The 25,080-nt window shown below is 44.4% G+C and carries 22 protein-coding genes; 6 read left to right on the top strand and 16 right to left on the bottom strand.

The window, feature by feature from the left end; translation table 11 throughout:
* Nucleotides 1-45 precede the first annotated feature (45 nt).
* Nucleotides 46-1,452, bottom strand: coding sequence for a replicative DNA helicase (gene dnaB, locus Q1A86_RS09525; protein ID WP_220765214.1), 1,407 nt, complete (start codon nt 1,450-1,452; stop codon nt 46-48).
* Between the two features lie 123 nt (nt 1,453-1,575).
* On the opposite strand from dnaB, the gene Q1A86_RS09520 reads away from it, so the two are divergent.
* Complete coding sequence (locus Q1A86_RS09520; protein ID WP_299805856.1) at nt 1,576-3,795, top strand: S46 family peptidase; 2,220 nt, start codon at nt 1,576-1,578, stop codon at nt 3,793-3,795.
* Between the two features lie 310 nt (nt 3,796-4,105).
* A complete protein-coding gene (locus Q1A86_RS09515) occupies nt 4,106-7,018 on the top strand; it encodes a TonB-dependent receptor (RefSeq protein WP_299805854.1) in 2,913 nt (970 codons plus the stop codon).
* Between the two features lie 63 nt (nt 7,019-7,081).
* Here the strand turns inward: Q1A86_RS09515 and Q1A86_RS09510 are convergent, their stop codons facing one another.
* The 5 genes from Q1A86_RS09510 to rpsF all read right to left on the bottom strand — a co-directional run bounded on the left by Q1A86_RS09510 (nt 7,082) and on the right by rpsF (nt 8,730).
* Nucleotides 7,082-7,219, bottom strand: coding sequence for a hypothetical protein (locus tag Q1A86_RS09510; RefSeq protein ID WP_299805851.1), 138 nt, complete (start codon nt 7,217-7,219; stop codon nt 7,082-7,084).
* A gap of 66 nt (nt 7,220-7,285) precedes the next feature.
* On the bottom strand, nt 7,286-7,738 hold the full coding sequence (gene rplI / locus Q1A86_RS09505; RefSeq protein WP_012278732.1) for a 50S ribosomal protein L9: 453 nt from the start codon (nt 7,736-7,738) through the stop codon (nt 7,286-7,288).
* 27 nt (nt 7,739-7,765) lie between these two features.
* A complete protein-coding gene (gene rpsR / locus Q1A86_RS09500) occupies nt 7,766-7,993 on the bottom strand; it encodes a 30S ribosomal protein S18 (protein WP_005497284.1) in 228 nt (75 codons plus the stop codon).
* 11 nt (nt 7,994-8,004) lie between these two features.
* Nucleotides 8,005-8,310, bottom strand: coding sequence for a primosomal replication protein N (gene priB, locus Q1A86_RS09495; RefSeq protein WP_299805844.1), 306 nt, complete (start codon nt 8,308-8,310; stop codon nt 8,005-8,007).
* 6 nt (nt 8,311-8,316) lie between these two features.
* Nucleotides 8,317-8,730: a 30S ribosomal protein S6 gene (gene rpsF / locus Q1A86_RS09490; RefSeq protein WP_299805842.1), complete on the bottom strand. Its 414-nt coding sequence runs from the start codon at nt 8,728-8,730 to the stop codon at nt 8,317-8,319.
* 335 nt (nt 8,731-9,065) lie between these two features.
* On the opposite strand from rpsF, the gene Q1A86_RS09485 reads away from it, so the two are divergent.
* Nucleotides 9,066-9,809 (top strand): YdiY family protein, encoded by a 744-nt coding sequence (locus Q1A86_RS09485; RefSeq protein WP_299805840.1) that lies wholly within the window; start codon nt 9,066-9,068, stop codon nt 9,807-9,809.
* Between the two features lie 71 nt (nt 9,810-9,880).
* Here Q1A86_RS09485 and Q1A86_RS09480 read toward each other — a convergent pair whose 3' ends face one another.
* The 9 genes from Q1A86_RS09480 to zapE all read right to left on the bottom strand — a co-directional run bounded on the left by Q1A86_RS09480 (nt 9,881) and on the right by zapE (nt 21,012).
* On the bottom strand, nt 9,881-11,968 hold the full coding sequence (locus tag Q1A86_RS09480) for a prolyl oligopeptidase family serine peptidase (protein ID WP_299805837.1): 2,088 nt from the start codon (nt 11,966-11,968) through the stop codon (nt 9,881-9,883).
* A gap of 187 nt (nt 11,969-12,155) precedes the next feature.
* Nucleotides 12,156-12,896, bottom strand: a complete 741-nt coding sequence (gene rlmB, locus Q1A86_RS09475) for a 23S rRNA (guanosine(2251)-2'-O)-methyltransferase RlmB (RefSeq protein WP_299805835.1) — start codon at nt 12,894-12,896, stop codon at nt 12,156-12,158.
* Entirely contained in the window at nt 12,897-15,389 is a 2,493-nt protein-coding gene (gene rnr, locus Q1A86_RS09470) for a ribonuclease R (RefSeq protein WP_299805832.1), read from the bottom strand.
* A gap of 41 nt (nt 15,390-15,430) precedes the next feature.
* Entirely contained in the window at nt 15,431-16,054 is a 624-nt protein-coding gene (locus Q1A86_RS09465) for a flagellar protein MotX (RefSeq protein ID WP_299805830.1), read from the bottom strand.
* A 440-nt stretch (nt 16,055-16,494) separates the two neighbouring features.
* Nucleotides 16,495-17,790, bottom strand: coding sequence for an adenylosuccinate synthase (locus Q1A86_RS09460; RefSeq protein ID WP_299805827.1), 1,296 nt, complete (start codon nt 17,788-17,790; stop codon nt 16,495-16,497).
* A 66-nt stretch (nt 17,791-17,856) separates the two neighbouring features.
* Entirely contained in the window at nt 17,857-18,045 is a 189-nt protein-coding gene (locus tag Q1A86_RS09455) for a DUF2065 domain-containing protein (protein WP_299805824.1), read from the bottom strand.
* A 659-nt stretch (nt 18,046-18,704) separates the two neighbouring features.
* Nucleotides 18,705-19,097, bottom strand: a complete 393-nt coding sequence (gene rpsI / locus Q1A86_RS09450) for a 30S ribosomal protein S9 (RefSeq protein WP_220765225.1) — start codon at nt 19,095-19,097, stop codon at nt 18,705-18,707.
* A 14-nt stretch (nt 19,098-19,111) separates the two neighbouring features.
* Nucleotides 19,112-19,543: a 50S ribosomal protein L13 gene (gene rplM / locus Q1A86_RS09445; RefSeq protein WP_055023464.1), complete on the bottom strand. Its 432-nt coding sequence runs from the start codon at nt 19,541-19,543 to the stop codon at nt 19,112-19,114.
* A 365-nt stretch (nt 19,544-19,908) separates the two neighbouring features.
* Nucleotides 19,909-21,012 carry a cell division protein ZapE gene (gene zapE / locus Q1A86_RS09440; RefSeq protein WP_299805819.1) on the bottom strand — a complete coding sequence of 368 codons (1,104 nt, stop codon included), beginning with the start codon at nt 21,010-21,012 and terminating at the stop codon, nt 19,909-19,911.
* Between the two features lie 291 nt (nt 21,013-21,303).
* Here zapE and Q1A86_RS09435 point away from each other — a divergent pair, with 291 nt between their 5' ends.
* The 3 genes from Q1A86_RS09435 (at nt 21,304) to degS (ending at nt 24,459) form a co-directional block, all read left to right on the top strand.
* Nucleotides 21,304-21,660 carry a DUF1043 family protein gene (locus Q1A86_RS09435; protein WP_299805817.1) on the top strand — a complete coding sequence of 119 codons (357 nt, stop codon included), beginning with the start codon at nt 21,304-21,306 and terminating at the stop codon, nt 21,658-21,660.
* Between the two features lie 224 nt (nt 21,661-21,884).
* A complete protein-coding gene (locus tag Q1A86_RS09430) occupies nt 21,885-23,240 on the top strand; it encodes a Do family serine endopeptidase (RefSeq protein ID WP_299805814.1) in 1,356 nt (451 codons plus the stop codon).
* 136 nt (nt 23,241-23,376) lie between these two features.
* Complete coding sequence (gene degS, locus Q1A86_RS09425) at nt 23,377-24,459, top strand: outer membrane-stress sensor serine endopeptidase DegS (protein WP_299805811.1); 1,083 nt, start codon at nt 23,377-23,379, stop codon at nt 24,457-24,459.
* A gap of 298 nt (nt 24,460-24,757) precedes the next feature.
* Here the strand turns inward: degS and Q1A86_RS09420 are convergent, their stop codons facing one another.
* On the bottom strand, nt 24,758-24,922 hold the full coding sequence (locus Q1A86_RS09420) for a hypothetical protein (RefSeq protein ID WP_299805808.1): 165 nt from the start codon (nt 24,920-24,922) through the stop codon (nt 24,758-24,760).
* Nucleotides 24,923-25,080: the final 158 nt, after the last annotated feature.

Genomic DNA, 25,080 nt, shown 5'->3' with positions numbered 1-25,080 from the left:
CTATTGTAATTAATCATGGTCCGTAAATGACTTTATGGACAATAATTAATCCTCTTCGAATTGTGGACCAGCGTAGTTATCAAAACGTGAGAATTGGCCTTGGAAGGTTAAACGCACACGCCCGATTGGGCCGTTACGCTGCTTACCAATAATGATCTCTGCGGTACCTTTATCTTCAGAATCGTTGTTATACACTTCATCACGATAAATAAACATGATCAAATCGGCATCCTGCTCAATCGCGCCCGATTCACGCAAATCCGAGTTAACCGGGCGTTTATCAGCACGTTGCTCAAGCGAGCGGTTAAGCTGTGACAGTGCAACAACCGGAATTTCCAGCTCTTTCGCCAAGGCCTTAAGCGAGCGTGAAATCTCCGAGATCTCCAAGGTACGGTTATCTTTAAGCGCTGGCACCTGCATTAACTGAAGGTAATCGATCATAATCATCGACAGACCGCCATATTCACGTGCGATACGTCGTGCACGGCTTCGTACTTCAGTAGGCGTTAGACCTGAGCCATCATCGATATACATCTTGCCCTGCTCAAGCATGATCCCCATGGTTGAGGATACACGCGCCCAATCGTCGTCATCAAGCTGACCAGTACGAATCTTTGTCTGATCGACACGGCCAAGTGAAGCCAACATACGCATCATGATCTGTTCTGAAGGCATCTCCAAGCTGAAAATGAGCACAGGCTTATCTTCGTGCAGTGCCGCCTGCTCACACAAGTTCATCGCAAAGGTGGTTTTACCCATAGATGGACGCGCCGCAACAATAATCAAGTCACCAGATTGGAAGCCTGCGGTCATTTTATCTAAGTCACCGAAGCCACTCGACACCCCCGTCACACCACTGGTCGGGTTATTATACAGCTCTTCAATCTTATCGACGGTCTTTTCAAGAATCGCCTTAATGCCTTCAGGGCCTTCGTTAGCGTTGGCGCGCTGCTCGGCAATCTTAAATACTTTGGTTTCGGCTAAATCAAGTAGCTCACTCGAATTACGCCCTTCGGGATTAAAACCCGCATCGGCAATTTCGTTGGCAACTTTAATCATATCGCGAACAACCGCACGCTCACGCACAATATTGGCGTACGAGTGAATATTACCAGCACTCGGCGTGTTTTTAGCGATTTCACCGATATAAGCAAAGCCGCCAACATCTTCAAGCTGATCTTCAAGCTCAAGCTGCTCAGATACGGTAATTAAGTCGATTGGCTGACCTGCGCTGATCAAAGATTCCATTGCCGTAAAAATGGTGCCGTGGGCACGGGAATAGAAATCTTCTTTTACAACCGCTTCAGCCACTCTGTCCCAAGCGTCCGAGTCCAACATCAAACCACCGAGAACCGATTGCTCAGCTTCAATTGAATGCGGCGGCATCTTCAGCGCGTCCATCTGAAGATCTCTTGGTTTCTCTTTGCCCTTAAAGGCGCGTTGTTGTGACATTAAATCTCCAAAATTCCAACGTTTAAGCAAAATGTGGTATAAAACAGTGGTAAAACAGAGCAGGCTTTTAACATCATACGACCTGCAACTAAAAATACACTATAACAATATTAAGGAAAGAACATGCGCAATGCATTGATTGCAGCCATCGCTCTATCTACGGGGATGCTGCCGTCAGCCGTAGCATTGGCTGATGAAGGACAGTGGCAACCCTATCAAATGCCGTCCATCGCCGATAAACTCAGCGAGCGTGGCATCGATATTCCGGCTAAACAGTTAGCAGACTTAACCCGCTACCCTATGAACGCAGTAGTCGGACTGGGCTATTGTACCGCCAGTTTTGTTTCGCCCCAAGGCTTAGTTGTGACAAACCATCATTGCGCCTATCGAGCCATTCAATATAACAGCAAAAAAGAGCATAACTATCTTGCAGATGGCTTTTTAGCAACCAGTAAAGATAAAGAACCAACAGCGGGTCCAAACGAGCGACTCTACATTACCGAAGCGGTCACCGATGTATCTGAGCAAGTCAAAAAAGATATCGGAGAAGACCCGCTCAAGCGCTATGAGAATATCCAAGCCAATCGCAAAGCCTTAATCAAAGAGTGTGAAAGCGATGATAACTACCGCTGCTCAGTAAGAAGTTTCCATAATGGCCTTGAGTATTACCTTATCAAGCAGCTAATTATTCGTGACGTGCGCCTAGTGTATGCGCCACCTGAAAGTGCAGGCGCCTTTGGCGGTGATATCGATAACTACGAATATCCACGCCACTCGGCCGATTTTACCTTCCTGCGTGCCTACGTTGGTAAAGACGGCAAACCAGCAGCTTTTGCTGAAGACAACGTCCCCTATATGCCTAAGAGTTACTTAAAGATTAATGCCGACGGCGTTAAGGCCGGTGACGGTGTATTCGTAGCCGGTTACCCAGGTTCAACCAGTCGCTACCGATTAACTAGCGAACTAAAATTTGCTAGCGATTGGTTATACCCAACGTTAGCCACTCGCTATCAGCTACGCATCGATACTATCGAAGCCATGAGCGCTAACGATAAAGACGTTAAGATTAAGTATGCTGGCACACTGGCTGGCATGGCAAACCGTATGAAAAAATACAATGGTTTGTTAGATGGCTTTAAGGCTACCGATATTGCAGGCATCAAGCAAAGCCGTGAAGATGATTTCCGCGCTTGGCTTAGCAAGGATCCTAGCTATCAATCTTTCCAAACTCAGTTTGATGAACTAGAAACGTTATTGGTAGAACAGCGCCAACAACGTCAAGGACGCTACTACTTTGAAAATGCTCAAAGCAGTGCCCTGCTATCGACAGCTAATAAGCTTTATCGCTTAGCCAAAGAGAAGCAAAAGAGCGATGCAGAGCGTGAAGAAGGTTATCAAGAGCGCGATATGAAAATGTTTAAGGCCCGTCTTAAGCGCCTTGATTCAAGCTTTGCCATTAGCGTCGACAAAACGCTTTGGATGCAAGACTTAGAAGCCTACCTTGCCCAAGACAACCGCGTTCCTCAGCTGGATGCGATGCTAAACGAAGGTGATAGCGATGTGAGTTTGAGCGACAAACTTGATGCGCTTTATGCCCTTAGCTCACTGACCGATAAACAAAAGCGCCTTGCTTGGATGGGTGCCGATGCACAAGCATTTGAAACAAGTGCCGATCCGTTTATTCGTCTTGCTGTCGCCCTGTATGATCAGAATATGCAAGCAGAGATTGATGCTAAGACCTTAGCGGGTAAGCTATCAAAAGCACGTCCTGACTATATGCAGGCAATTATTGCTTACAATAAAGCCAATGGCTGGCCAGTCTACCCTGACGCCAACGGTACCTTACGTATTACTTACGGCATGGTCGATGGATACCAGTCAACTGATGCGCTTTATAAGCAGCCATTTACCCGCTTAGAAGGCATTACCGCTAAACATACAGGCGAAGAGCCGTTTAACGCGCCAACTAAGTTGCTAGAGGCCATTGAAGCTAAACGTTACGGCAGCCATGCTGTTGAAACCGTTTATCAAGATCCTGCGTCATGGTTATGCCGATTGTTTTCTTGCTTAGATAAGCCTGAGAGCTTTGGCTCAGTACCCGTTAACTTCCTATCGAGTGTCGATACCACAGGTGGTAACTCTGGCTCACCAGTATTTAACGGTAAAGGTGAATTAGTCGGCCTTAACTTCGACTCGACTTACGAAGCTATTACTAAAGACTGGTTCTTTAACCCAACCATCACCCGTGCCGTACACGTGGATATTCGCTATATTCTATGGATGATGGATCAGGTGGATAATGCGCAAAACTTGATTGAAGAGTTAGACTTAGTTAACAACTAATCCTGAAATCTAAACGATAAAAGCGGTAGTCCCTCCCAGGGCCTACCGCTTTTTAGTTTATGCCGATAGTACGAACTAAAACAGACAATTAAACTCCCCACCACCCCATCCTCCCGCCATCCCCCTGTCAACTGCATTTAATTCAACATATAAAACATATACACCATCCGACTGAGCAAGTATTAATCAAATAATCATTTGATATATCTTATGCAACGATATAACATCCGACTTGTTACATTTTTGTAACAAAATAATAACAGTTAATTACATAAGTAATAACAATATAAAAATTAACAAAGGATTGAACATGAAGACAGTCAACTTCAAACGTTCATTACTAGCAGCATCTATTTCGACAATGCTAGCAATAAGCTCCCCTGCAATGGCCGCCAACAATACGGCAGGCTCCATGAAAGGAACCATTACCGATGCATCTAGCCATAGTGCGCTAGCGGGTGCAACTGTAACAATCGTCAACAAAGACAACGGTGCATCTACTTCTGTAACGGTCAATGATAAAGGGACATTTAAAGTGCCCTCGCTCAGTATTGGTGATTATAAAATAACCATCACAAAACCGGGCTATGAAACTCAAGTCATTGAAAGTGCAAAAGTGACTATCGGTAATGAAGTCTCAATTGAAGTACCAATGACAACTGGTGACGTAGAGAGAATATCAGTTACAGGTTCAAGAGTTGCGATGGTTGACACCTCATCTCCTGAGATCTCATTAACGATCAGTGCCGATGAAATCGCTCGCTTACCGATTTCACAAGATGTGGTATCTGTAGCACTACTCGCCCCTGGCACCACACAAGGTGACTCGGCATTTGGTAACCTCGCTTCATTTGGTGGCTCATCTGTCGCAGAAAACACATTCATCATTAACGGTGTGAATGTAACGAGTTTCCGTCGCGGTACGTCTATCGCCGACATTCCATTTAACGCTTACGATCAATTCCAAGTAAAAACGGGTGGCTATTCCGCTCAGTTTGGCCGCTCTACTGGTGGTGTGGTAAATGCGGTAACTAAGCGTGGTAATAACGGTTGGGATTTTGGTGTTGCAGCTCGTTGGGAGCCAGATGAATTACGTGAAAAGCGTCCAACAGTAAAATATCCTGTAGGTAATGCTGCTGGTACGATTCAGCCATTCGATACTTATTGGAATAATGATGCCGATGAGCTAGATGATTTTGAAGCTGAGTTTTCAGTTTCAGGTGACATCATTGAAGATACGTTATTTGTATATGGTTTAGTTCAAGCACAGGACTACAAGTCATATAACGAAAATTCAGATGGAACCCGTTATACAACAACTTCATATGACGATCCCTTATGGCTAGCACGTGTCGACTGGCAGATCACCGATAATCACTCATTGATGGCGTGGGGATTCTCCGATTCAGAAGAGGTAACTTACAACGACAATTCATATACTGATATGGATTCTCAAAAGCTATCAATAGAAGATCGCGGTGGTACTACTTGGTCTACTCAATACGTTGGCCGATTCACTGATTGGCTATCTATGGATGCTTTATATGCAGAGGTTGAATTTAACTCTACAGTACAAGCACCAGAAGACGAAACCTGTCCAGCAGTATATGACACCCGAGAGGGTTTCTGGGATCCTAAAGGTTGTTGGCAGAATTTTAGTTCGTCAGCTGAGAGTGATCTTCGTAAGCAAACTGTGGTTAACCTAAACATTGACTACTTCGACGACCATGCATTTAAAGTGGGTTATGACTACGAGAATAATACCTCATTCGAAAGTAGCTTCTACTCTGGCCATGTTTACTATCGTTACGGCATTGCAGCCGCAGGTGAATCCTTAAACGGTGTAGAAATGAGTGAAGATACTGAATATGTCAGAACTCGAATCTACGAAAATGGTGGTGAATTTACGAGTAAATCAACCGCATGGTACATCGAAGATACTTGGAGCATTTTACCTAATTTAACAGCGCGTATTGGTTTACGTTCTGAATCTTTCGAAAATTTAAATGCTGATGGTAATACCTTTATTGAGATTGAGAATCAACTTGCACCACGCTTAGGTATCTCTTGGGATCCAATGGATGATGGCGAGTCTAAGATCTTTGCTAACTGGGGGAGATACCACATTCCAGTCGCATCAAACACCAACGTTCGTTTAGCCGGTTCAGAGCTATATACCGCTGAATGGAATGAACTACTCAGTGTTGGTCCTGATGATTTACCAACAGGTATTGGCGCGCCAATTGGTGAAAAGCAGTTTTATGCCGACGGTACTGTCGCCGATCCAGCAGAAATACTCGATACCTCTATTGACCCTATGTATCAAGATGAGTTGATTATTGGTTATCAACGTAACCTTGATGAAGATTGGTCTACTGGTATCAAATTCACTCACCGTGATCTTAAAAGTATTATTGATGATGTCACCATCGACAAAGGTATCCGAGCAAATGGTTGGGTAGAAGGCAGTGCTCACACATATGTGTTAACCAACCCAAATACCGATGTGCACGTATCGTACGATACCGATGGTGATGGTACTCTAGAGCAAGTGGTTATTGCAGCTGCTGATCTAGGTTACCCAGAGCCAGAACGTATTTATAACTCTGTAGAACTGACTCTAAACCGCACTTGGAATGATGATTGGGCATTTAACGCATCATACACTTGGGCGCAAAGCTACGGTAATGCAGAAGGTTACGTTAAGTCAGACAACGGTCAGGATGATGCAGGTCTAACTACCGACTGGGATTTCCCTTACTTAATGGACGGCGCTAATGGTTACCTACCTAACGATAGACGCCACACCATTAAGGCCTACGGTGCTTATCAAATCATTGATAACCTTTCTATTGGTGCCAACTTGCTAGCACAATCGGGACGACCAAAGAGTGCGTTTGCAGATACTCTGCCTGCAGATTATGGTGATCCGTATGAATACGGTGCAACATATTATCCATATGATCAGAAGTGTGAGCGTGGCTGTATGGGACGTGAAGATTGGCGCTTTAAGATGGATTTGAACCTTGTTTATAACATCGACTTCAGCGATAGCGTTCAAGCAGATCTTCGTCTAGATGTGTTTAACGTGTTCAATTCATCCAATGTACTAAAAACTTCAGAGTCATTAACCATTGGTGGTCAATATGACCCATCTTATGGCCTGCCAGAGGAGTTTGAAGAGCCTAGATACGTACGTATTAGTGCAAATATTAAGTTCTAAAATTTAAAAAACATTACTCCCTTATTTGGGGCGCAAGTTCAGCTTGTGCCCCTTTTTTTATGCTCACCCTCTTCTCCTTAATAAGCCCTGCTTTTTCTGCTTTTCCTGCTTTTTCTGCTTTTCCTGCTTTTCCTGCTTTTCCTGCTTTTCCTGCTTTTCCTGCTTTTCCTGCTTTTCCTGCTTTTCCTGCTTTTCAGACATAAAAAAACGCCGCACTAATAAATTAGTACGGCGTTTCTAATTAAAGCATTTGCTCAGAGCAAATTATTAAGCTTCTGCAACTACAGATAGTTTAACGATTGCTTTAACTTCAGTGTGAACTTGAACTTCAACTTCGAATTCACCAGTAGTGCGGATAGCACCTAGTGGAAGACGAACTTCGCTCTTAGCTAGTTCAACACCTGCTGCAGTAACTGCATCAGCGATATCACGGTTGCCAATTGAACCGAATAGCTTGCCTTCGTCACCAGCTTTAGAAGCGATAACAACAGACTCAAGTGCAGAGATTTTCTCAGCGCGTTGAGTAGCAGCAGCTAGGTCAGCAGCTAACTTAGCTTCTAGATCAGCACGACGTGCTTCAAAAACTTCAGTGTTAGCAGCGTTAGCAACAACAGCTTTACCTTGTGGTAAAAGGAAGTTACGTGCGTAACCAGCTTTTACAGAAACTTGGTCACCCAAGTTGCCTAGGTTAGCGATTTTATCAAGTAAAATAACGTTCATTTTATATTCCTCTAAATTATTGCAGTATTACTGATGTAAATCAGTGTACGGCAGTAGAGAAAGATAACGAGCACGCTTGATAGCGCGAGCTAGTTGACGTTGATATTTAGCATTTGTACCAGTGATACGACTAGGAACAATTTTACCACTTTCAGTGATGTAGTTCTTCAAAGTTACGATATCTTTGTAATCGATCTCGGTAACGCCTTCTGCAGTGAAACGGCAGAACTTGCGACGACGGAAATAACGTGCCATGTGACAGTCTCCTAAGTTTTCAATTCGACATTTTCAGCGTGTAAAACCAAGCGATTTTGACCATTTCTGCTCTGTTGCAGATTAATGAAGCCTTCGACTTGTATTTCCACGCCGGCTTTTAGGTTTTTTGCAACGCTATTAAAGCGTTCTCCACTTAATACAACTTGGATTTGGCAATAAACGTTGCGTAACATTTCTGCTTCGTAACGCTGCGATTTGTGTTCTAACATCACTACCGTATGGGCAATGCCTGCAGGACTATCAAATTGCCTGGAACGCGTAATGGTTCCTGCTAATACCAAATTGTTTGTGGTCAAAAAAACTTACTCAGCAGTGTTTTCAGCGCTTTCTTCTACTTCTTCAGTAGCTTCTGCACGAGGTGCACGCTCTTCAGATGAACGACGTGTGTCGCGCTCGTCTTTAGCTTTAGCCATTGGAGATGCTTCAGTGATGGCAGCTTTAGTACGCATAACCATGCTACGCAAAACAGCGTCGTTGAAACGGAAAGCTGTTTCAAGTTCTTCAACCGCTTCTGCAGTAGTCTCTACGTTCATAAGAACATAGTGAGCTTTATGCAATTCGATGATTGGGTAAGCCAATTGACGACGGCCCCAATCTTCTAAACGGTGGATTTGACCGCCAGCTTGGGTAAGAATACCCGTGTAACGTTCGATCATACCTGGCACTTGTTCACTCTGATCAGGGTGAACTAAAAATACGATTTCATAATGACGCATTTTTTGCTCCTTACGGTTATCTAGCCTCGTTGTTGGCTCAGTCAAACCTAATAGAGGCAAGGAACTAATTAAAGTGACTGAATTAAGCCGCGGAATATTACATAAACCAAAGCAAAAATTCAAGCAATTATTAACCACTTTGATAATGAGTTTCGATAGTCTATTGGATTGAATAAGACTACCGACCAAAGTATCACTCGCTACTTGGGTCACGTTCTCCATTTTATAGTCTGAAAGGCTAATACAATCTAGTTTGCGCCTAAGCTGATTCTAGGTATTATGTTGCTACGACAAAGTGATGATAACCCCTCCAAACAACATCAAGAATAAGAATAATGCTAAAAACTCTCTTCATTGTATTTGGTCTTTTGTGCTCACCAGCCGCCTTTGCCCTAGTGCCGCCAGACTATCAAGAGCCTCCGAGCGATCTCACCGCCGAAATTGAGGCGGGTTTCCAGCTAAATACAGGTAATACTGAGTCTAGTAGCTTTAATGGTAGAACCAAGTTGGTTTACGACACGACTCAGACTAAACAAGAAGGCACAATTAAAGCCTACTTTGCTGCCGACAATGAGAAAACAACAGCAGAGAAGTATGACCTGCAACTTCAGTCAAACTATAAGATTAACGGTGGTTACTTTTTTGGACGTGGTGATTTTACCTGGGATAAATTTGGTAGTTACACTCGCATCGCTACGGTGTCAGGTGGTTACGGTTTCGACGCGGTTAGCACCTCGAAGACTAGCCTCAGTTTAGAAGTCGGCCCGGGTTATCGTTATAACCTGCCGATTGCTACAGACGAGGAGCCGCTTCCCGAAGCCAATAAAGACCTTATTCTACGTACTGCAGCAAAATTTGAAATGAAGCTGCAAGAATACACCAGTCTTAATGCCGACCTTACCGCCGAGACAGGTGAAGACAACAATACACTGACGCTGGATATGAGCTATAAAAACACCCTCTTCCAAGACTGGGCATTTAAAATAGGCGTAAACGTTAAGTACACATCTGTGGTACCTGTTGGCTCAAAACAGACCGACACTATTACGACCTTTAATCTACTGTACACCTTTCAATAGCGCCTATCGCGTCTCAAGCGGTACAAACCAATATAGTTTGTACCGCTATTACAGACTAAATTTAAGCCGACTTATCTTAATTGCTGCATAAGATAGGCGTAAACCATAGACTTCAATTCCGCCGCTTGGTTATTATCGGCAGCGCCTGCGTGACCACCTTCAATGTTCTCATAATACAAGACATCAATGCCCATACCTTCCATTTTGGCAACCATCTTGCGAGCATGAGCGGGGTGAACCCTGTCATCACGCGTCGAGGTGGTGAAAAAAACCTTTGGGTAAGCCGTATTTGCTTTTAGGTTATGGTAAGGCGAAAACGTCTTAATATAATCCCACTGAGCAGGAATATCAGGATCGCCGTACTCACCCATCCAACTCGCACCAGCCAACAGTTTGTTGTAGCGCTTCATATCCAGCAGTGGCACTTGGCACACAACAGCACCATAGAGCTCAGGCTTACGAGTAAACGCCGCCCCCATTAGCAATCCGCCATTACTGCCACCTTGGATCCCTAGATGCTCACTAGAGGTAATCTTTTTGGCTATCAAGTCTTCTGCAATCGCCTCAAAATCTTCATAGGCTTTATGACGATTCTGTTTCAGCGCCGCTTGATGCCATGCAGGGCCATACTCCCCCCCCCCACGAATGTTGGCTAAAACATAAACGCCGCCTTGCTCTAACCAGTTTTTACCGATTGTTGCCGAATAAGAAGGGCGTAGTGAAACCTCGAAGCCACCATAGCCATAAAGCAGAGTCGGATTTCTACCATCACGTTTAAGATCTTTCGCCATCACTACAAAATATGGCACCTGAGTACCATCTTTGGATGTAGCAAAATACTGTTTGGTTTCAAATTGTTCGGCAGCAAACTGCTGCTTCATGCCCTTAACTTTCTCAGCTTTCATGGTCACAGCATTAAAGCTATATAAACTTGAAGGCTCTAAGAAGCTAGTATAGTTAACGAAGAACTCATCACTATCACGCTCGACATCAAATACGCTAATGGTGCCATTGGCATCAAACGGCGCTTGCATACTTTTCCATTGGCCGTTTTTTGCTTGAGAGTAACGTACCAATTTGCCTTTAACGTTATCTAACCAAGTGACGAAAATTGCACTCTTGGTAAATTTAACTTGTGAGATAGAAGCGGTGTCAGATGGCTCCACTAACACTTTAAACTCTGGCTTCTGCTCAATCAGTTTCTCTACAGGAGCATAAACGATACTACCTTGCTTGAAGCTGTCGCCCTCAGCCTTAAGATCGCTTTTTAACTCAATATAGAGCTGACCATTAAAGAAGCCTTTAAGCTCTGCATCCTTTGGTAGAGGTAGCAGTGTGAGCTTTCCATCGCGATAAACATAATGTTCAGCGGTATAGAAGGTTAACGCCTCCGACACTAGCTCTAAGGAATTATCACCGTCAAACAACACATAGCCAGATACTGCCACCGAAGCCTTATCACCGCTGAAAACCGTTTTTGCTTCAGACAAGTTAGTACCACGCTGCCACAGCTTCACGACTTTAGGATAACCTGAGTCCGTCATGCTATCGTCACCAAAGTCGGTGCCAACAAAAACATTATTCTTATCAATCCAGCTCAGACTCGACTTAGCTTCTTCGAGAAAAAATGCATGCTGTTTGTTATCAACAAAGGACAGTTTATCGAGATCAAACTCCCGCACCTCGGTAGCATCGGCACCACCACGAGAAAGAGAGACAAAGCAACGGTCATTTTCAGGGTAACGGCAATTAAATCCTTTGTAGACCCAATTAACCCCCTCATCTTTGCCTAACTTATCGATATCGAGTACGGTTTCCCACTTAGGCGAATCCTTCTTATACTCCTGCATAGTGGTTCTGCGGTAGATCCCTCTAACGTGATTCTCATCTTTCCAGAAGTTATATAAGTAATCACCAATACGACTAGCATACGGAATGCGCTCCTTGTCGTTTAGGATAGCCAGACTATTACTCACTAAATCATCAAAGTTTTCGAATGCCTTAATTTCTTTGGCTGAGGCAGCATTTTGCTGTTTGACCCATTCCATTGGCTTCGCACCTTCAACATCTTCTAGCCAAAGATAGTTATCGTCCTCAGCATGAGCAGGGACAGCAGCGACCGCCCCTATCACGCACAAAGATAAAATCTGATTTCGCATGTAAACATCCTGTTATTAGAATTTGTGTTCTTAACCTACTGCATATTGCTCAGCAATAAAATAGCACTAGGGTTCTGCGCTCATAACTCCTGTAACAAAGCATTTCCATAAAGCATAAAAAATGCCGATAAGGTTAAACCCTATCGGCATTTATCAATAAAGCCAGTGTCACTCACATAGGCGAGTATTAGGCTAGACGTTGACGCACGGCTTCAAATAAGCAAACACCGGTTGCTACCGACACGTTTAAACTAGAAACACTACCCGCCATAGGGATAGACACTAAAGTGTCACAGCTTTCACGTGATAAACGGCGAAGACCTTTGCCTTCTGCGCCCATTGCGATAGCTAAAGGGCCAGTTAGGCTAGCTTGGTATAGCTCACAATCAGCTTCACCGGCTGCACCAATAATCCAAATGCCTTTCTCTTGCAGGCTACGCATAGTGCGCGCAAGGTTCGTCACTTGGTATAGCGGCACCACTTCTGCTGCGCCACAAGCTACTTTGCTCACCACTGGCGTTAAGCCAACAGAGTTGTCTTTAGGTACGATCACGCCGTGTACACCTGCAGCGTCAGCATTACGTAGGCATGCGCCTAAGTTATGCGGATCGGTCACACCATCTAAAATCAGTAAGAATGGTACTTCCGTCTTTTCAAGCATTGCCGCTAAATCGTTATCGTTAAGGATTTTTGCAGGCTTAACTTTAGCAACTACACCTTGGTGTTGGCCGCCATCAGACTTTTCATCCAAAGCTTTACGAGAAGCATACTGTACAGAGACTCCCCACTCAGCGGCGATCTCAAGAATAGGTGTCAGTCTCGCGTCATCACGACCTTGGAGCACCCACATCTCAATAACACGCTCTGGGCTATTTTTAAGTACCGCTTCAACAGCGTGTAAACCAAAGGTCATATCTTGCTTTTTCATCTATTTCTTACTCGCTTTACGCTTGGCTGACTTAGCTTTACTCGCTGAAGATTTTTTGGCCGAAGCTTTTGTCTTTGTCTTTTTAGCTGCAGCACTGCTGCCACTCTTATATTTACCGCCGCTCGCCTTACCGCCTGAGCGACTCTTACTAGGTTTACGTTTAGCACCTGCTTTAGATTCTGACTCAGAACCTGCTTCAGCGCCCTTACCATGTGAAGAGTCACGTCGATTACCGAGCTTAGCGCCTTCGCGATTCACTCGCTCACGAGCAGTCAATGGCTTAGTTGGTCTGCGACGTCGTCCGCCAGCAGAGTCACCTTCCATCATCAAGTCAATCTGACGGTCATCAAGATTAACGCCAGCAACTTTAACGGTTACCGTATCGCCAATTTGATAAACCTGACCCGATGCTTCACCCACTAAGCGCTGGCGCATATTATCATATTGATAATAGTCGCTGCCTAAGCTTGAGATATGCACTAAACCATCTATAAACAGGTCATTTAGACGCACGAACATACCAAAGTGGGTAACCGAAGCGATAACAGCTTCGAAGGTGTCACCTACGTGATCTTGCATAAACTCGCACTTAAGCCAGTCGCTCACATCACGGGTCGCTTCATCGGCGCGGCGCTCTGTAGTCGAACACTCTTCACCTAACAGATCCAACTCTTCAATCTTATAATTGAAACCGCCATCGGCAGTCCACTGATCCGTTAAGTTACCTTCTTGCTTAGCAAGTAAGTAGCGGATCACGCGGTGCAGAATCAAATCTGGGTAACGACGGATTGGCGAGGTGAAGTGTGAATACTCCTCAAGTGCCAAACCAAAGTGACCTTCATTATCGGGTGTATAGGTCGCTTGGCGCATTGAGCGCAGCAACATCACCTGAATAAGCTCAGCGTCGGGTCTATCAGCAATCTGCTCCATTACCGCTTGGTAATCTTTAGGCTCAGGTTCAAGCCCACCTTCCATCGTTAAGCCGCGCTCTTTAAGGAAATCCTTAAAGTTAGTTAGCTTTTGCTCTGAAGGCGCCTCATGCACACGGTATAACACTTCACCTTTGTGCTTTTTAACAAACTTAGCCGAAGCCACGTTAGCCAAAATCATACATTCTTCGATGATCTTGTGTGCTTGATTACGATGACGAGGCACGATCTTATCGATCTTACGCTGCTCATTGAAGATAAATTGCGTTTCAGTGGTTTCAAACGCAATTGCACCACGCTCGGCGCGGGTTTCTTCTAATGTCAGGTATAGTGACTGCAATGTCTGTAGATGTGGGAATATCGGTTCGAGCTCTTCGCTCACCTCTCCACCTTCTAGCATGTCAGCAACCTGGGTATAGGTTAAACGCGCATGTGAGTGCATCACTGCTGGATAAAACTTATAACCCGACAATTTGCCTGCTGCAGAGATAGTCATCTCAGCAACCATACATAGACGATCGACCTTAGGCATCAAAGAACAAAGACCATTAGAGATCTTTTCTGGCAGCATAGGGATAACTTGCGATGGGAAATACACCGAGTTGCCACGTGCACGCGCTTCTTTATCGAGTGCAGACTCTGTGCGTACGTAATGACTCACATCGGCAATCGCTACCCATAAGCGCCAGCCGCCAGACTTTTTCTTCTCGGCGTAAACCGCATCATCAAAGTCACGCGCATCTTCGCCATCGATAGTCACTAATGGCAATTGACGTAAGTCGACACGACCTTGCTTATCCGCTTCGGTCACTTCATCAGGGATCTTACGTAGTTTCTTCTCAATTAGGCCTGACCAAGTGTGTGGTAGGTCGTAATTGCGCAGCGCAATCTCAATCTCCATGCCCGGCGCCATCTCTTTACCTAGCACTTCGGTGACTTTACCGGCAGCTTTAACGTAGCGACCAGGTCGACGGGTCAACTCAAGTACGACAATATCGCCCTGACGTGCGCCCTTACGGTCTTCTTCAGGAACCAGAATCTCTTGGGTAATGCGGCGATCATCTGCAATTACAAAGCCCATACCCGCATCTAGATGGAAACGACCAACTAATGCAGCACTGCGCTCTTCGACTAGACGTACGATTCGCGCTTCGCGGCGTCCTTTACGGTCTACACCCGCTTTTTGCGCTAACACTTTGTCACCGTGGAAATACATCAGCATGTCACGGTTGTTGATATAAAGGTCGTCGCCGCCCTCTTCTAATTTCAAGAAACCAAAGCCATCACGGTGACCAATCACGGTACCGGTTAACAAATCCATTCTCTCTGGCAAGCCATATGACTGGCCACGGGTAAACACTAGTTCTCCATCACGCTCCATGGCTCTCAAGCGGCGGCGAATAGCTTCTAGCTGCTCTTCACCTTCAATTTGCAGTGCGACAGCAATATGTTCACGAGTTAACGGGGATTTCTGTGAGCGCAAGTAATCCAAGATATACTCACGGCTAGGGATAGGGTTTTCGTATTTTTCTTGCTCACGCTTAATATGCGGATCTTGTATCATTCACTTTCCAAATTAGTGACACAGCCATCTCTAGGCCGTGCTTATTGTGGCGTCCTAAGGTGTTCTTTCTTTGCCCTAGCAACTGCGCTGGGCGGCATCTTTGCCTCTAACACCTTTAACAAGTTAATTGCTTCGGCTTGCGTGGTTTCATCGCTAAACACTTCATTGTAGAGCCAATGAAAACCCACTTCGTAATCTCGAGGACTACCATAGCCCTCACCAAATAACCGAACCAACATCATCCGCGCAGGTAAATCTCCTGTCGCGGCAGCTGGCAATGTATATTGCACAGCCCTTTGTTTATCTTCGATGACAAATTTACCATCGTGATAATACTCAGCCATTCTTACCATGGCTTCAGCACTCCCCTGCTCAGCAGAGGTTTTTAACATAGCAATCCCACGCGGCGGATTCGCCTTTACGCAGATGCCATAATTGAGCATTTCCGCCCAAAGATACTGATACAAAGGCTGATTTAGCACCTCAGCCCTTGCTTCAATATCCTGCACTATCTGACAGTCATCCCCTTGAACTTGCGTCAAATAGCGTTTTGTTCGAATCAGATCAACCAATTGCTCCTGAGTATAGACATCAATAGCCTTGATAGTCGCAAAACTTGGTAGAGACAATATCGACAAGATTGTAATCAATACATAACGCAGCATAAGGATTCTCAATGACAGTAGGTTAATCTAATAGCCGTTTCATCAAGCTACCAATAATAAAGGATAACTTGAATATACTCTATTTTAATACCAATCAGTATAAGTAGTTGATCTACTCAGAGCGCTTTTTGGCAACTAATTCAAGGCGAATAGCTGAAAGAATGGTTATTCCCTTGTGAAGCTGTTCAACACAGAAGTAGGCAGCCAAAAACGCTCCAGAATGGCGAGTTTTAGCGGTTCTGATGCTGTGTTAACGAGCTTAACCGTAGAACAACTATGCTCTTCACTCGTTGCCTTGCCTCAGAACCGATAAACTCTCGCTGAGCGACCAAACCTTTATACTGATTGGTATCAGTCATCGGCAGTATAACGTATTTCTTGAGCTAGCTTCTCACTTATAGAGAAGGCATTAAAAAGGCCGCTAATTGCGGCCTTTTCTATTAACTAAACGGATTCACTAGAATCATGGTCTCGTTTCTATCCGGACCCGTTGAGATAATATCGATTGGCGTTTCTAGCAACTCTTCAAGACGCTTAATGTAGTTCAATGCCGCTTGTGGCAATTGCTCAACAGAAGTTGCGCCGAAAGTAGACTCGCTCCAACCTGGCATAGTTTCAAGAACAGGGGTAACCTTCTCGTAACCTTCAGCCGCTAGAGGAGTAGTAGTCGCTACAGTTCCATCTGGATACTGATAGCCAACACAGATCTTAACTTCTTCTAGGCCGTCTAGAACGTCTAGTTTAGTTAAGCAGAAACCGCTTACGCTGTTGATTTGAACTGCACGCTTCATAGCGACAACGTCTAACCAACCTGGACGACGCTTACGACCAGTAGTTGCGCCGAATTCGTGACCCTTAGTACCTAAGTAGTCGCCGATTTCGTTTTTCAATTCTGTTGGGAAAGGACCAGCACCAACACGTGTGGTGTATGCCTTCATGATACCCAAAACGTAGTCTAGATGACGTGGACCAAATCCTGAACCTGTCGCAACACCACCAGCGGTAGTATTAGAAGAGGTTACGAACGGATAAGTACCGTGGTCAATATCTAGTAACGTGCCTTGAGCACCTTCAAATAGAATTGGTTCACCTGCTTTACGCGCCTGATCAAGAAGCTCAGAAACGTCAGTGCACATGCTCTTCAAGTAGTCAGCAATTGCTAGAGCATCTTTCAATGTCTCTTCGTAATCAACAGCTTCGCACTTGTAATATTCAGTCAGCATGAAGTTATGGTAAGCCATTACTTCTTTCAGCTTAACGGCAAACAATTCTGCATCAAACAGATCACCTACACGTAAACCGCGACGAGAAACTTTATCTTCGTATGCTGGACCAATACCACGACCAGTTGTACCAATAGCATTATTGCCACGCGCTTTTTCGCGAGCCATATCTAGAGCACAATGGAATGGTAGGATTAGAGGACATGCTTCAGAAATTAATAAACGTTCCTCTACAGGTACGCCACGCTCTTTAAGCATGTTAATTTCTGCCATCAGTGCGTCAGGTGCTAGCACCACGCCGTTACCAATAATGCACTTAACATTATCGCGTAAGATCCCTGATGGAATAAGATGAAGAACGGTTTTGTCGCCATCAATTACTAAAGTATGACCCGCATTGTGGCCACCTTGGTAACGAACGACATATTTAGCCTGTTCGGTAAGAAGATCAACTATCTTACCCTTTCCTTCGTCACCCCATTGGGTGCCGAGAACTACAACGTTTTTGCCCATTATTTGCTGCACGGTAGTGGTTAAAACGGGATTTTAGCAGATCTATGGGGGCTATAGGCAAGTAATTTATGAAAAAATAATCAATATCACTATGCCTACTGTGACTAAGGAACCACCAAGTCTTTGCAAAAGTTGCTGATTTTGATTAGAAATTTCTTTTAGATAGGCTCGCCAACGATTTGGAAACAAAAGTGGACCAATTCCTTCAATTATTAAGACTAAACCTAACGAAAGCATGATTAACTCAAAAGACATAACAAAGTGTTCCTTTAGGTGAACAATCCAGAGAATAAGACTTAGAATTTGAACCTAGGTAGTTCAAAACTGCGCATGGAGCTTTCAGATTAAAATAAGTAAAAATAGCGAATAAGTCGTGCCTATTCGAAGCATTTTCTACCGTAAAGGTTATACCAATCTGTATAAGAAGTTGATCGACTCAGAGGTTTTTTGACAAACTAATTCAAAACGAATAGCTGAAAGAATGAATACTCGCTTGTGAAGTTGTTCAACGAAGAAGTGGGCAGCAAAAAATGCTCCGCAGTGGTAAGTTTTAACGATTCAGATGTAGTGAATCTTATCAATGCACGACTATATGGTCTATTTTGTTCCATACAAAATAAGACATTTCTTCCTTTCCTTGGAAGTCAGATATAGGAGGTACGAGACTAGGGATGAGCAAAGGTAGATCATGCAGGAGCAATTATCGAGAGTAGCTCAGGAGTCGTTACCTAAGAGCCATTAATCACCTTGCCTCATAACCACTCAGCTCTCGCAGAGGGGCCAAATCTTTATACTTATTGATATTTGCCTATTGCAAAATAACCTGTGATAAGTGCGAAGCGCTACAAAAGCAGATTTTAGATAAGAAAAAACCCAGCATATAGCTGGGTTTTTTGAACTCTGAAAGCGAAATTTTAACGCTTTGAGAATTGTGGCTTACGACGTGCTTTACGTAGACCAACTTTCTTACGCTCAACTTTACGAGCATCACGGGTAACGAAACCAGCAGCACGTAGAGTAGGACGTAGAGACTCGTCAAGTTCCATCAACGCACGGGTAATACCGTGACGGATTGCACCTGCTTGGCCAGTGTTACCACCACCCTTTACAGTTACCATGATGTCTAACTTCTCAGTCATTTCAACTAGCTCTAGAGGCTGACGAACAACCATGCGAGAAGTTTCACGACCGAAGTATTCGTCTAGAGGTAGCTTGTTAACGATAATGTTACCAGTACCTACTTTAGCGAATACGCGAGCGGTAGATGTTTTGCGACGGCCAGTGCCGTAGTATTGAGTTGCAGCCATTGCTATAATCCCGTTTAGATATCAAGAACTTGAGGTTGTTGTGCAGCGTGGTTATGCTCTGTACCAGCGTAAACTTTAAGCTTACGGAACATGGCACGGCCCAATGGACCTTTAGGTAGCATACCCTTAACAGCCTTCTCGATGATCATTTCAGGCTTATGGTCTTGTAGCTTCTCAAAAGTGATCTGCTTAATGCCACCGATGAAGCCTGAATGTGAGTAGTAAACTTTGCCTTTAGCTTTGTTACCAGTCACAGCAACTTTCTCAGCGTTAATAACGATGATGTAGTCACCAGTATCTACATGAGGCGTATACTCTGGCTTGTGCTTACCGCGTAAACGAGTAGCAATTTCAGTAGCGATACGACCCAAAGTTTTACCTTCGGCGTCAACGACGAACCAATCACGAGTGACTGTTTCTGGTGTAGCAGTAAAAGTAGTCTTCATTTACAAAAACCCAATGTTAAAATTCTGTCTCACATGTTTATGCCACTATTGGCAAAAACACAAAAAGTGCCATTCCCCGCCCCTTCGAGCAAAGAATAAGCTTTACAACTTCCACCTAATTGGTGGATAACGAGGGCAGGTTGCGGATTATAGACAAAGCTGAGTTAAAAATCACCTAATTTTTTAGTTTAATTCTTATCAGTTTTAATTCGTTCCGACCGTTTGCTCACTCAATTTCAAAAATAAACCAGCAAAACAGTGCAAAAGATCACCCTTATGGGGCAATGCACTGTCGTTGATGAAAATTTTGGTGGCGAACAATAAGCGATTCCGCTTCAGTTTACTATTAATTTTCAGCCGAAAATCTACGGGATATGCTCCAAAGCCAAATAATCATGAGATTGCATCTCGGTTAACCGTGAGCGACAGCGTCTAAACTCAAAGTTTAATAAGCCTTCAGTATAGATCTCCTCAAGAGGAGCCGCCGATGAGATAATCAGTTTTACATTACGCTCGTAAAACTCATCCACCATAGCGAGAAAACGACGTGCGATATCATCCCCTGTTAGATGCTCACCCATCTGTTCGACATTACTCAGTAGAACCGTATGGAATAACCTTGCTACTTCCATATAATCTCTCTGACTTCTCGGGCCATCGCATAAGGCTCTAAAGTCAATTAGCAGCACCCCTTGAGCCTGCTGACGAATATCTATCATTCGACTATCTATCTCTAAACCTTGGGTCGAGACCTCAGATTCTGGCGCAAGTTTCTCAAAGTATTCTTTTAGATTTTGCTCGGCTTTAATATCCAAAGGCGAGTGGAAAATTTCAGCCTGCTCTAGGGTTCTTAAGCGATAGTCAACACCGGAATCAACGTTGAGTACCTCACAGTGCTTATTAATCGCTGCGATAGCAGGTAAGAAGCGTGCACGCTGTAGCCCATTACGATAAAGCTCATCAGGAATGATGTTAGAAGTTGCTACCAGTGCTACGCCTTCGGCAAAAAGTGACTCAAATAAGGTACCGAGTAACATGGCATCGGTAATATCGGAAACGAAGAATTCGTCAAAACAGATCACCTGATATTGTGCAGCCATTTTCTTCGCAATCACAATGAGAGGGTCTCTTTGCCCTTGTAACTCAGCAAGCTCGATATGTAGTTGATGCATAAAACGATGAAAATGTGCTCGTAGCTTCTTATCACCGGGCAAGGCATCGAAAAAGGTATCCATGAGATAAGTCTTGCCGCGGCCCACCCCGCCCCATAAATATAAGCCTTGGACGCCTTGCTTACGTTTTTTGCTAAACAGAGAGAATAAGCCCTTACTCTGATTATTATTTATGGCAATCAGATCATCATAGACCCGCTGTAACTGTTTTACGGCCAGCTCTTGAGCGGCGTCATATGAAAAGTCATCTCGAGTTAAATCTTGCTGATAATGCTGCCATGGAGTTAATTGCGACACGTAAATACTTCTCTATTTATAGGGGAATACACAAATCAGCCCACTTAAATTAAAGATAGAGCCGTTTGACGAGGTATTTTTAATCATTTCCAGTTAATGGTATCACGCTAGAAAGCCACAATGCATCACCCACTCAGTTCCATAAATTATTCGATACTTGCTGAGGATAGATACAGAACAGTTCAATTTATGCTATTTGCTGACTTATTTTTAAGTAAACAGTACCGCGGCTTAAATCCGCGATGTATATTTGGCTCAATCAGCATCATATAAGTAAATTTAGGAGTCTATATGGAGTGGGCATTAACCTTTGCCGCGTTTGTGATTGGTGGCGTATTTGGCTACGTGGGCCATACTTTATTGGCTAAAAACAATCGCCATAAAAATAATAATGAGCAGTTGGAGCAAACACAGCTAGAACTCAGTCAATACAAGCAAGAAGTATCTGACCATTTCGATGACCATTATAAGCAACTTGCGGAGTTAACTGCCCAGTTAAATAGAGTCAATCAACAGTGGAATGCATCGGCTAGTTTGTTCACATCGCCGGTGACGGACAAACAACTACCTGAACTAGGAGTTCACAACACTGAAAAGAATGATGAAAAAACTGAGTCCATTGAGGAACAAAAGCTAGCTCCAGCATAAATGTGTGGGGATAAATTAACCTTTGTTAATAATTGATGAACTTTTTGATACTCACTTGAGTCCGAATCAATATTGAGTGAAACGGCATACTGATACTCAGTAACTAGCGCAGTACTGGCCAGTAAGTAGCCATTTTCATGATTTTTTAAATCTTGATTTTGAAGCCTGGTTGTAAAAATTTTGATTTTTACAATTTTAGTTTTGAAGATTGGAGCAATATATAAATGAAGACTAAATTATCCTTACTTTCAGCTGCAATATTAGGCGCTACCCTGGCACTAGCCCCAGTGGTTTCTCAAGCTGCCATTCCTTTAGCCGTCGATGGGCAAGAGCTACCAAGCTTAGCGCCCATGCTACAAAAAACAACGCCAGCTGTCGTAGCTGTCGCAGTCTCTGGTACCCATGTTTCTAAGCAGAAGGTACCCGATGCCTTCCGTTATTTCTTCGGCCCTAATGCGCCGCGTGAGCAAGTGCAGGAGCGTCCATTTAAAGGCTTGGGATCTGGGGTTATTATCGATGCCAAACAAGGTTATATCGTCACTAACAACCATGTGATTGAGGGTGCTGATGAAATTCTTATTGGTTTGCATGACGGCCGAGAAGTCGAAGCAAAACTGATTGGCACAGATGCAGAGTCGGATATCGCTTTATTGCAAATCAAGGCCAAAAACTTAACCGCATTAAAGCGCGCCGATTCAGACGCATTACAGGTCGGTGACTTTGCCGTAGCCATTGGTAATCCATTCGGCCTTGGCCAAACGGTGACCTCTGGCATCGTCAGCGCCATGGGCCGTAGCGGTCTTGGCATCGAGATGCTAGAAAACTTTATTCAAACCGATGCGGCCATTAACAGCGGTAATTCAGGTGGTGCTTTGGTCAACCTTAACGGTGAGCTTATCGGTATTAATACCGCGATTGTGGCTCCCGGTGGTGGTAACGTTGGTATTGGTTTCGCAATTCCAGCCAACATGGTGAATAACCTAGTTAAGCAGATCATCGAACACGGTGAGGTTCGCCGCGGCGTGCTCGGTGTGATGGGACAAGATCTCACCAGTGAACTCGCTAAAGGCTTCGGTATCGAGACTCAGCACGGTGGCTTTATTAACGAGGTGATGCCGGACAGTGCCGCAGCCAAGGCGGGCATAAAAGTCGGTGATATTATTGTCAGCGTTAATGGACGCAGCATTAAGAGCTTCCAGGAGCTACGTGCAAAAGTCGCTACCATGGGCGCTGGAACGAAAGTGGAATTTGGCTTAATCCGCGATGGTGACGAAGAAACTGTTACCGCAGTACTCGGTGAGTCAACCCAAGCAGCGGAGGCTGCAGCAGGTGCGGTGCACCCTATGTTGCAAGGGGCTAAACTAGAAACTGCAGGTTCATCTGGAGTAGAGATCACCGATGTCGCTCAAGGTTCTCCAGCTGCAGCAAGTGGCTTAATAAAAGGTGACATTATCGTTGGTGTTAATCGTACTAAGGTGAAAAACCTTAAGGCACTTAAATCTGCGCTTGAGGATCAAAAAGGCTCTGTAGCGCTAAAGATTAAGCGCGATAACACCAGTCTTTATTTAATCCTTAGATAAGCACTCCAATCGTCCAGTCGAGAGCCGAGCCATTTGCTCGGCTCTCTTTTTGGATTTAAAGCGCTTTTTCATGATTGCGTACAAGCTAGTACAATCATGTTAATATATTTCATCTTTTCAGTATTTATTCTCAGACATGATCATTAAAGACACTCTCATATATGTCGGTAAAGCCATTCTGTTTGGCCTTATCATGGCTGCAGTTATTATTTTTGTTTTGCCACTTATTACCGGCCAGAGCTTAACCAATGGCATCACTAGCCGAGTTTCGACAAGTAGCAACGAACTCTCTTTCTCGAAAGCTGTGCGTAGAGCTGCACCTGCTGTAGTCAACATCTATAGCTTGAGCATAGATCAATCTAAACCGTTAAACCCAGGTTCCCTTCAAGGACTCGGTTCAGGCGTGATAATGAGTAAAGAGGGTTACATTCTTACCAACTATCACGTTATCAAGAAGGCCGATGAAATCGTCGTCGCCCTACAAGATGGCCGTAAGTTCACCTCTGAAGTCGTGGGCTCCGATCCCGAAACCGACTTAGCCGTACTCAAAGTTGAAGGTGATAATCTTCCTGTTGTCCCTGTCAGTTTAGAGATCCCCGCACGTGTCGGTGATGTCGTTCTGGCTATTGGTAATCCATACAACCTTGGCCAAACCATAACCCAAGGGATCATCAGTGCAACAGGCCGTAACGGCTTAAGTTCTGGTTACTTAGACTTCCTACAGACCGATGCAGCAATTAATGCTGGTAACTCGGGTGGCGCACTAATCGATACCACAGGTCAGCTTATTGGTATTAACACTGCAGCCTTCCAGATTGGCGGTGAAGGTGGTGGCCACGGTATTAACTTCGCGATTCCAATTAAGCTAGCCCACAGCATTATGGGTAAACTAATAAAGAATGGCCGTGTTATTCGTGGTGCCCTTGGTATTGGTGGTGAGCCCGTAGGTCCTGTGATGGCGCAAATTTTAAACCTACCCGACTTAACTGGTGTTGTTATTACCAGTATTGACCGTAACGGCCCGGCAGCGCAGGCTAAGCTTCAACCCCGCGATGTGATCACTAAGTATGAGGGTGAGTCTATCCCTGGTGTTGAGATGCTAATGGATAGAATTGCTGAAACCACTCCAGGAAAAAAGGTGATGATGACAGTTATTCGAGATGGTAAATCTTACGAAGTGCCTGTAGTGATAGCCGAAAAGCCGGTTCATTATAATTAGGTTTTAGGAAGAGCTGAGATGAAAAGACGATACAAGCTAAGACGAGCGGCCTAGCCTACGGCCTAACGGATGTGACAACGTCACTGAAGAAGCTTGATAACTGTAGGTTGGGCTTTAGCCCATTAATCTTGGATTTAATATAGATAAATGACGGCATAAATACCGACCTACTTAAAAGAAGAACCTAGGTTCTAGCATTAAACAAAACCCATAAAGGCAAAACAGTATCAGCTGTTTTGCCTTTTTCATTTCATTCGACTTTCTTGCTAAAACGACGTCCTCAGCTTTCCTGCTTTTCCTAGGACCTACGACTTTGCTTGAACACGCCAATCCAAAATGCCAGCTCAAGTAATACGCCAATAATAATTAGGCCTGCCGCCCCTTTTGCCATTCCTGCCGCATAACAGCCTATCGCTGCGCTAATCAAGGCGGCTAAAATAGCCACTCTCATCCATGATACCATAATGCTCTCCGTTGCTGATTTAGACTAACACTAGCAAACTGCTTGCAATCACTCACTTATTTCAGATTAAACTTAATTAACTCTCACCCAGACCAAGCTAGTGCTTCCCCCATAAAAAAAGCCACGCTAAATACGTTAGCGTGGCTTGTCGGCAGGGA

The sequence above is a fragment of the uncultured Shewanella sp. genome (assembly GCF_947497935.1).
In the GTDB taxonomy this organism is placed as follows: Bacteria; Pseudomonadota; Gammaproteobacteria; order Enterobacterales; family Shewanellaceae; genus Shewanella.
Note: the sequence above shows the minus strand (reverse complement) of the source record. Positions and strands in the feature narration are given on the sequence as shown.

Bases quoted from the DNA above. Each gene is read 5' to 3' on its own strand.
- Q1A86_RS09520 (WP_299805856.1), top strand. From the start codon at position 1,576: ATGCGCAATGCATTGATTGCAGCCATCGCTCTATCTACGGGGATGCTG.
- rpsR (WP_005497284.1), bottom strand. From the start codon at position 7,993: ATGGCACGTTATTTCCGTCGTCGCAAGTTCTGCCGTTTCACTGCAGAA.
- Q1A86_RS09430 (WP_299805814.1), top strand. From the start codon at position 21,885: ATGAAGACTAAATTATCCTTACTTTCAGCTGCAATATTAGGCGCTACC.
- Q1A86_RS09460 (WP_299805827.1), bottom strand. From the start codon at position 17,790: ATGGGCAAAAACGTTGTAGTTCTCGGCACCCAATGGGGTGACGAAGGA.
- Q1A86_RS09480 (WP_299805837.1), bottom strand. From the start codon at position 11,968: ATGCGAAATCAGATTTTATCTTTGTGCGTGATAGGGGCGGTCGCTGCT.
- rlmB (WP_299805835.1), bottom strand. From the start codon at position 12,896: ATGAAAAAGCAAGATATGACCTTTGGTTTACACGCTGTTGAAGCGGTA.
- rplM (WP_055023464.1), bottom strand. From the start codon at position 19,543: ATGAAGACTACTTTTACTGCTACACCAGAAACAGTCACTCGTGATTGG.
- Q1A86_RS09515 (WP_299805854.1), top strand. From the start codon at position 4,106: ATGAAGACAGTCAACTTCAAACGTTCATTACTAGCAGCATCTATTTCG.
- rplI (WP_012278732.1), bottom strand. From the start codon at position 7,738: ATGAACGTTATTTTACTTGATAAAATCGCTAACCTAGGCAACTTGGGT.
- Q1A86_RS09485 (WP_299805840.1), top strand. From the start codon at position 9,066: ATGCTAAAAACTCTCTTCATTGTATTTGGTCTTTTGTGCTCACCAGCC.
- dnaB (WP_220765214.1), bottom strand. From the start codon at position 1,452: ATGTCACAACAACGCGCCTTTAAGGGCAAAGAGAAACCAAGAGATCTT.
- Q1A86_RS09435 (WP_299805817.1), top strand. From the start codon at position 21,304: ATGGAGTGGGCATTAACCTTTGCCGCGTTTGTGATTGGTGGCGTATTT.
- Q1A86_RS09420 (WP_299805808.1), bottom strand. From the start codon at position 24,922: ATGGTATCATGGATGAGAGTGGCTATTTTAGCCGCCTTGATTAGCGCA.
- Q1A86_RS09455 (WP_299805824.1), bottom strand. From the start codon at position 18,045: ATGTCTTTTGAGTTAATCATGCTTTCGTTAGGTTTAGTCTTAATAATT.
- degS (WP_299805811.1), top strand. From the start codon at position 23,377: ATGATCATTAAAGACACTCTCATATATGTCGGTAAAGCCATTCTGTTT.
- rpsF (WP_299805842.1), bottom strand. From the start codon at position 8,730: ATGCGTCATTATGAAATCGTATTTTTAGTTCACCCTGATCAGAGTGAA.
- rnr (WP_299805832.1), bottom strand. From the start codon at position 15,389: ATGATACAAGATCCGCATATTAAGCGTGAGCAAGAAAAATACGAAAAC.
- Q1A86_RS09465 (WP_299805830.1), bottom strand. From the start codon at position 16,054: ATGCTGCGTTATGTATTGATTACAATCTTGTCGATATTGTCTCTACCA.
- rpsI (WP_220765225.1), bottom strand. From the start codon at position 19,097: ATGGCTGCAACTCAATACTACGGCACTGGCCGTCGCAAAACATCTACC.
- Q1A86_RS09510 (WP_299805851.1), bottom strand. From the start codon at position 7,219: ATGTCTGAAAAGCAGGAAAAGCAGGAAAAGCAGGAAAAGCAGGAAAAG.